Source organism: Bradyrhizobium genomosp. III, from assembly GCF_000261705.1.
Taxonomy (GTDB): domain Bacteria; phylum Pseudomonadota; class Alphaproteobacteria; order Rhizobiales; family Xanthobacteraceae; genus Bradyrhizobium; species Bradyrhizobium ottawaense.
In genome coordinates this window covers 1-7,378 of record NZ_AJQF01000036.1, presented here as the reverse complement: position 1 = coordinate 7,378, position 7,378 = coordinate 1, and the positions used below count along the sequence as shown (strand labels likewise).

General features: G+C 66.4%; 5 protein-coding genes. 2 read left to right on the top strand and 3 right to left on the bottom strand.

The features are described 5' to 3' along the window. Together IC66_RS0103200 and IC66_RS0103195 are read left to right on the top strand one after the other, a co-directional pair. Positions 1–2,877, top strand: a 2,877-nt coding sequence (locus IC66_RS0103200) for an Rne/Rng family ribonuclease (RefSeq protein ID WP_038946640.1), incomplete at its 5' end; no start/stop codon positions are given. 68 nt (positions 2,878–2,945) lie between these two features. Further along, positions 2,946–4,178 carry an NAD(P)/FAD-dependent oxidoreductase gene (locus IC66_RS0103195; RefSeq protein WP_038946639.1) on the top strand — a complete coding sequence of 411 codons (1,233 nt, stop codon included), beginning with the start codon at positions 2,946–2,948 and terminating at the stop codon, positions 4,176–4,178. Between the two features lie 86 nt (positions 4,179–4,264). Here the strand turns inward: IC66_RS0103195 and IC66_RS0103190 are convergent, their stop codons facing one another. From IC66_RS0103190 to IC66_RS0103180, 3 genes are all read right to left on the bottom strand, one after another. Continuing rightward, positions 4,265–5,599 (bottom strand): dicarboxylate/amino acid:cation symporter, encoded by a 1,335-nt coding sequence (locus IC66_RS0103190; protein WP_028144844.1) that lies wholly within the window; start codon positions 5,597–5,599, stop codon positions 4,265–4,267. A gap of 84 nt (positions 5,600–5,683) precedes the next feature. Next, positions 5,684–6,241 (bottom strand): biotin transporter BioY, encoded by a 558-nt coding sequence (locus IC66_RS0103185; protein WP_028144845.1) that lies wholly within the window; start codon positions 6,239–6,241, stop codon positions 5,684–5,686. A gap of 87 nt (positions 6,242–6,328) precedes the next feature. Then, positions 6,329–7,378, bottom strand: a 1,050-nt coding sequence (locus tag IC66_RS0103180) for a pyridoxal phosphate-dependent aminotransferase (RefSeq protein ID WP_038946638.1), incomplete at its 5' end; no start/stop codon positions are given.

The following is a 7,378-nucleotide window of genomic DNA, read 5'->3' as shown; positions in this document are numbered from 1 at the left end:
GGCAACCGCCACGGCTTCCTCGCCTTCAGCGAAATCCATCCCGACTACTACCAGATCCCGGTTGCCGACCGGCAGGCGCTGATCGAGGCCGAGGAACAGGCCCATCGCGAGGCCGAGGAAGAGAGCGAGAACCGCTCCCACGGCCGCCGCCGTTCGCGCCACCGCAACGCCCGCCGCCGCGGTCATGGCGAGCGCGTGCGCAGCGACATCGTCGAAGGCGCAGATCCGACGGCCCAGCCGATCGAAGGCGCGGTGCTGCCGGAGCATGCCGAGGGTGCCCTGCACGAAGGCGAGCATCTGCACGCCGACGCGGAGCATCACGGCGAGCACGAAGCTCACGATCACCACGATCATGATCATGGCGAGCATGATCACGACGATCATCATGCCCATGATGACGGGCACCATCACGCTCACGATCATGACCATGGTCACGACGGCGAGCATGATCATCACGACCACGATCACGCCGATGAGACGCCCGCGCCTGTCGCAACGATTGGCGCCGAGCCCGTGGTCGCTGCCGAACTGCAGGAGACCGCCGCCCCCGAAGCGCATGCGGAAGCTCTGGCTGAGGCCGTGACCTCCGCCGCCGAGCCGGCCGATGCCGTGTATGCAGCGGGCGAGAGCGCCGAGACGCCGCATGCCGAGGCTGCGGAAACGACCGGCGAAGACGACGAGGACGAAGACGAAGACGGCGAGGAAGCCGAAGAGGAAGTCGTTGAATCCGTCGGCGGCGACGACGTGCTGGAGGAAGTGCCGGAGCGCACTTTCCGCCCGCGCCGCCAGTACAAGATCCAGGAAGTCATCAAGCGCCGCCAGGTGATGCTGGTGCAGGTCGTCAAGGAAGAGCGCGGCAACAAGGGCGCGGCGCTGACCACCTACCTCTCGCTCGCCGGCCGCTATGCCGTGTTGATGCCGAACACCGCCCGCGGCGGCGGCATCAGCCGCAAGATCACCAGCGCTCAGGACCGTTCGCGCCTGAAGGAAGTGGTGCAGGATCTGGACGTGCCCGAGGGCATGGGCATCATCCTGCGCACCGCCGGCGCCGCCCGCACCAAGCCCGAGATCAAGCGCGACTTCGAATATCTGATCCGGATGTGGGAGACGGTGCGCGACCTGACGCTGAAGTCGCAGGCCCCCACCCTCGTCTACGAGGAAGGCTCGCTGATCAAGCGCTCGCTGCGCGACCTCTACAACAAGGAGATCGACGAGATCTCGGTTGCCGGTGAAGCCGGTTACCGCGAAGCCCGCGACTTCATGAAGATGCTGATGCCCGCCAATGTCAGCGCGGTGAAGCAGTATCGGGACGGCCAGCCGCTGTTCTCGCGCATGGGCGTCGAGAGCCAGCTCGACGCGATGTTCTCACCGACAGTGCAGCTGCGCTCCGGCGGCTACATCGTGATCAACCAGACCGAGGCGCTGGTCTCGATCGACGTCAACTCGGGACGATCGACCCGCGAGCACCATATCGAGGACACCGCGCTCAAGACCAATCTGGAAGCGGCCGAAGAGGTCGCTCGCCAGCTTCGCCTGCGCGACCTCGCCGGCCTGATCGTCATCGACTTCATCGACATGGACGAGAAGCGCAACAACCGTGCGGTCGAGCGCAAGCTGTCCGATTGCCTGCGGCAGGACCGCGCCCGCATTCAGGTCGGCCGCATCTCGCATTTCGGCCTGCTCGAGATGTCGCGCCAGCGCATCCGCGCCAGCGTGCTCGAGAGCTCGACCGATCCGTGCCCGCATTGCGGCGGCACCGGCCATGTCCGTTCGGTGTCTTCGGTAGCGCTGCAGCTGCTGCGCGGCCTCGAAGAGATCCTGATGAAGGGCGCGACCCACAATCTCGTGGTCCGCACCCGCACCGACGTCGCGCTCTATGTGCTGAACCACAAGCGCGGCCATCTGCGCGATCTCGAGAACGGCTTCAAGGTGACGCTGTCGGTCATCGCCGACGCGAGCGTCAGCGGACCGCAGGCCTATCTCATCGACCGCGGCGAGCAGGTGCATACGCTGGAAGCCGCCAAGGCCCTACTGGTGGCGCAGGCGGCAGCAAGCCCGCCGCCGATCGTTGAAGAAGCTTATGACGACGAGGAATTCGATTCCGAACTCGAATCCGAGGTCGAAACCGAGGAGACCGAAGGTCTCACCGAGGAGCAGGCTGCGGGCGAGGCAGCCTCCGACCAGGACGGCCAGCGCCGCAAGCGCCGCCGTCGCCGGCGCGGCCGCGGTGGCCAGCGCGACGGCGAGTTGCGTGAGGATAGCCCCGCGACCCTTCCCGAGGCGGCCGTTGCGGCCGGCGAAGGCGAAGAGGATGCCGAGTCCGAGCAGGATGGCGAAGAAGGCGAGGAACAGGCGGCCCGGGGCGAGCAGCAGGGCAGCGGTGATCGCCGCCGCCGGCGTGGTCGCCGCGGCGGACGCCGTCGGCGTGGCGGCAGCGAGGACGGTCTCGCCGGCTCCATCAGCGACGAGCTCGCGGCCAATGCGCCGCCGGAAGCGTCCGACGCAGTCGCCGATTTCGACGGCTTCGGCGGCGAGGCTGCGCCCTCGATTGCCCAGGCCGAACACACCGCTGAGCCTGAGGTCTCGCAGCCCGAGCCGCGCGTCGAGGTGCAGACCGAGGCGGTGCCGGCCCAGCCTCAGCCGATTGCCGCTGAGGAAGAGCCCGCCGACGACAAGGCCGCGCGGCGCCGCTCCACGGTCCGGGAAAAGGTGAGCTTCCTGTCGAGCAGCCCGAGCGAGCCGGCAGCCCCGGTTGCGCAGGCGCCCGAGCCGGCCGTCCCGCCGGCAGCTCAACCCGTGCCGGAACCGGCAAGCGAAACGCCGGCCGCGCCACGCCGCGCCGGTTGGTGGTCGCGCCGCTTCGGCGGCGGTGAATAAAGCCGAACACTCAAGAAAAAACGCCCGGGTCAAGCCGGGCGTTTTTTGATTTGGCGAGGTCAGTTCCAATGCAAAGCGCAATCGTTCTCGGCGGCGGCATGATCGGCGTGAGCGCGGCGCTGCACCTCCAGCAGCGCGGCTGGGCCGTCACGCTCGTCGACCGCAGGGAGCCGGGCCGCGAGACCAGCTACGGCAATGCCGGGATGATCCAGGCAGAAGCGGTCCGCCCCTATCCGATGCCGCGCGACCTTGCGACGCTGCTGAAGATCGCGACCGGCCGCACCAACGACGTGCGCTACAGTCTGTCGTCGCTTCATCTCCATATCGAGCCCCTGCTCCGCTACTGGTGGCATTCGGCGCCGAAGCGTCATCGCGAGGCGGTCGACGCGTGGGCGCGGCTGATCGCTTACGCGACGAGCGAGCACGACATCCTCATTCGCGAGGCCCATGCCGACAATCTCATCCGCCGCGCCGGCTATCGCATGCTGCATCGCGATGCCGCTTCGTTCGATCTGGCGATCAAGACGGCGGAAGAAGACCGGCGCGAGTTCGGCGTGAATTTTCGCGTGCTCTCCGGCAAGGAGCTCGCGAGAGCCGAGCCGGTCCTGCGCGACGATCTTCCCGGCGCGATTCATTGGCTCGACACCTGGACCGTGTCCGATCCCGGCGCGCTGGTCACGGCCTATGCCGAGCTGTTCGAGCGCCGCGGCGGCACCATTGTGCTCGGCGATGCACAATCGCTGCAGCAGACCGCGACCGGCTGGTCGGTCGACACGGACCAGGGGCGTCTCGACGCCGCCCACGCCGTCGTGACCCTCGGGCCGTGGTCGCCCGATCTCCTCCACAAATTCGGCTATCGCATTCCCCTGGTGCGCAAGCGCGGCTACCACATGCATTACAGCGGCGGCGCGTCGCTCCCCCTGCCGCTGATCGACAAGGCCGGCGGCTATGCCATGGGGCCGATGGCCAAGGGCATTCGCATCACCACCGGAGCCGAGCTGACGAGCCCGGATGCGCTCGCGACGCCCGTGCAGCTTGCCAGCGCGGAAGCATCCGCACGCGAGCTGATCGACCTCGGCAAGCGCGTCGAGCCGGATCCGTGGTTCGGCACCCGCCCCTGCACGCCCGACATGCTGCCGGTGCTCGGGCAAGCTCCGCAGCATCCCGGCCTCTGGATGAATTTCGGCCACGGCCACCAGGGCTTTACCCTCGGACCCGCGACGGGGCGCCTGCTCGCGGAGATGATGAGCGGCGAGACGCCCGCGATCGATCCGACGCCGTACCGGCCGGAGCGGTTCTAGCCCAAAGAAAAAAGGGCTGATCGAGGATCTCGACCAGCCCTATGACTTCAAAGTCCGACAGCGCAGCTCGCGCCGTCGGATCCTGATCAGTCCGTCGTGATCGCCGTTTCCATGTCGGTCGGATCGATCTGCTTGGAGAGGTTGGCGTTGAGCTTGTCGCGGTCGAGCTCACCCTCCCACCAGGCGACGATCACACAGGCGACGCCGTTGCCGCACAGATTGGTCAGCGCGCGGCACTCGCTCATGAACTTGTCGATGCCGAGCACGATCGCCATGCCCGGCACGAGGCGCGGATCGACCACGGCCAGCGTCGCCGCCAGCGTGATGAAGCCCGCACCGGTGATGCCGGAAGCGCCCTTCGAGGTCAGCATCGCCACGACCAGGATGGTCAATTGCTGGCTGAAGCTGAGATCGTAGCCGAGCGCCTGTGCGATGAAGAGCGTCGCCAGCGTCATGTAGATGTTGGTGCCGTCGAGGTTGAACGAGTACCCCGTGGGCACCACGAGTCCGACCACCGACTTGGAGCAGCCGAGCCGCTCCAGCTTTTCCATAAGGGACGGCAGCGCGCTTTCCGAGGACGAGGTGCCGAGCACGATCAGCAATTCGTCCTTGATGTAGGCCAGGAACTTGAAGATCGAGAAGCCTGCCAGGCGCGCGATGATGCCGAGCACGACGAAAACGAACAGCGCCGCAGTGAGGTAGAAGGTGGCGATCAGCCCGACCAGGTTGAGGATAGCGCCGGTGCCGAACTTGCCGATCGTGTAGGCCATCGCACCGAACGCACCGATCGGCGCCGCGCGCATCACGATGGAGATGACGCCGAACACGGCATGGGCGGCATCATCGATGAAGCTGCGGATGGTGTGGCCGCGCTCGCCGAGGCTCATGATCGCGAAGCCGAACAGCACCGAGAACAGCAGCACCTGGAGGATCTCGCCTTGCGCGAAGGCGCCGACCACGGTGTCCGGAATGATGTGCAGCACGAAGTCGACGGACTTCTGGCCGGCGGCCTGCTTGGCGTAATTTGCAACGGCGGCCTCGTTTGCCGCCGCATTGCCGAAGCCCGCACCCGGCTTGGCGAGATTTCCGACGATGAGACCGATGACCAGCGCGAAGGTCGAGACGACCTCGAAATAGACCAGCGCCTTGACGCCGATGCGGCCGACCTTCTTGGCATCCTGGATGTGGGCGATGCCGGAGACGACGGTGCAGAAGATGATCGGGGCGATCACCATCTTGATCAGCTTGATGAAGCCGTCGCCGAGCGCCTTGATCCATTCGTTGGTGGCAACCGTCGGCCAGAGCCAGCCGACGATGGCGCCGAGCACGATGGCGATCAGCACCTGGACGTAGAGAACCTTGTACCACGGCTTGGCGACGGGCGGCGCGACCGGCGCCCCCGCCATCGTTGTCGTCGTCATCGTTTCACTCCCCCTCAAAACACTGGGCCAGCCAAGATCAACTTGGCCGGCCCTGTCAATTGGAACCGCTTGCTGTTGCGCGTTTTACCGGCGGCGATCGATCAGCCTGCGCGCCGCCGGCATCAACGCCGCGCCAAGCGCGTTCTTGACCAGCGAAGCGGCAATGAACGGCACGATGCCGACCTGCCAGGCCTTCGCAATGCCGAGGCCAAGGCCGAACGCCAACCAGCCGAAGCCGGCGGCCAGAATGACGATATGGCCGACGGCCATCGCTGCGAAAAGCAGCATGACACTGCGATCCCAGCCGCGCTCGGCGAGCCAGCCGGTCACGAAGGCGGCGGCAATGAAACCGAACAGATAGCCCGCAGTCGGGCCAACCAGCGGTGCAATTCCACCCACCGGCCCGGCGAATACCGGCGCGCCAAGCGCGCCTTCGGCGAGGTAGGCGATCATGGTTGCGCTCCCAAGGCGCCAGCCATAGGCGGCGCCGATCATCAGCACCACCAGCGTCTGCAACGTCATGGGCACATAAGGCAGCGGCAGGCTGACCTTGGCTGACAGCGCCATCAACGCAGTGCCAAGCGCAACCAGCACGACGGCGCGCACTGCGCCGACGGTTTCGCCCGGTCGGGTCGGCCACATCAATGCGGCGAGAGGAAAATGCGGTGTGGCAGCGGTCGGGACAGATCGGTCAGACAAGATGAACTCCGGGTGGTCGAAAACTGGCGGCTATTTAAGCCAGTGAGCGATCCGGTCAACTGCCTCTCGCATCTCCCCGGGCGAGCGCGCATAGGAAAGACGAATGAACGAGCGGCCGTGAACGGGATCGAAATCGAGCCCGGGCGTGGCCGCGACACGCGCCTGTTCCAGCATCTGCTTGGCGAACTCGAAACTGTCGGAGGTGAAGCCCGAGACGTCGGCGTAGAGATAAAATGCACCATCGGCCGGCAGGAATTTGGCTAGGCCCGCCTTCGGCAATCCCTCGATCAGAATCCGCCGGTTTTCCTGATAGCCGTGCTTGATCGCCTCCATCTCGGCCGCGCCGTCGAAGGCGGCTTCTGCCGCGATCTGCGACAGCGACGGCACCGAGATCGACAGGTTCTGCTGCAGCCGCTCGATCGGCCGCACCAGAATTTCAGGCACGACCATCCAGCCGACGCGCCAGCCCGTCATGCAGAAATACTTCGAGAACGAGTTGATCACGAGTGCGTGCTCGGACAGCGCGGCCGCGGTGACCGCTGGAAACGCATAATCAAGCCCGTGATAAATCTCGTCCGAGATGAACCGGATGCCGGCATCTTCGGCGGCCGCCATCAAGCCGGCGAGCGCTTCGCGGGACATCATCGTCCCCGTCGGATTGGCGGGGCTGCCGACCAGCACGCCCTTCAGCGGCGCCTTGCGATGCGCCGCGAGCAATGCCTCGCCGGTGAGCGCATGGCGCGTCTCGTTCGTGGTCTCGATCAGCACCGGCTCGCAACCGAGCGCAGTGAGGATATGGCGATAAGGCGGATAGCCCGGCACCGTCACGGCGACGCGGTCGCCAGGCTCGAACATCGACAGGAAGGCCAGGATGAACCCGCCGGAGGAGCCGGTGGTCACCACGATCCTGTCAGGGCTGATGGCACAGCCATAGGCATCGCGATAATGGCGCGCGATGCGCTCGCGCAGACTGGGAATGCCGAGCGCGGAGGTATAATCGATCCGCCCGGCCTCGAGCGCCGCGTGGGCGGCCGCAATCGCGGTGCTGGGCGCCCCCGCCGCGGGCTGGCCGACCTCCAT

Bases quoted from the DNA above. Each gene is read 5' to 3' on its own strand.
- IC66_RS0103190 (WP_028144844.1), bottom strand. From the start codon at position 5,599: ATGACGACGACAACGATGGCGGGGGCGCCGGTCGCGCCGCCCGTCGCC.
- IC66_RS0103195 (WP_038946639.1), top strand. From the start codon at position 2,946: ATGCAAAGCGCAATCGTTCTCGGCGGCGGCATGATCGGCGTGAGCGCG.
- IC66_RS0103185 (WP_028144845.1), bottom strand. From the start codon at position 6,241: ATGTGGCCGACCCGACCGGGCGAAACCGTCGGCGCAGTGCGCGCCGTC.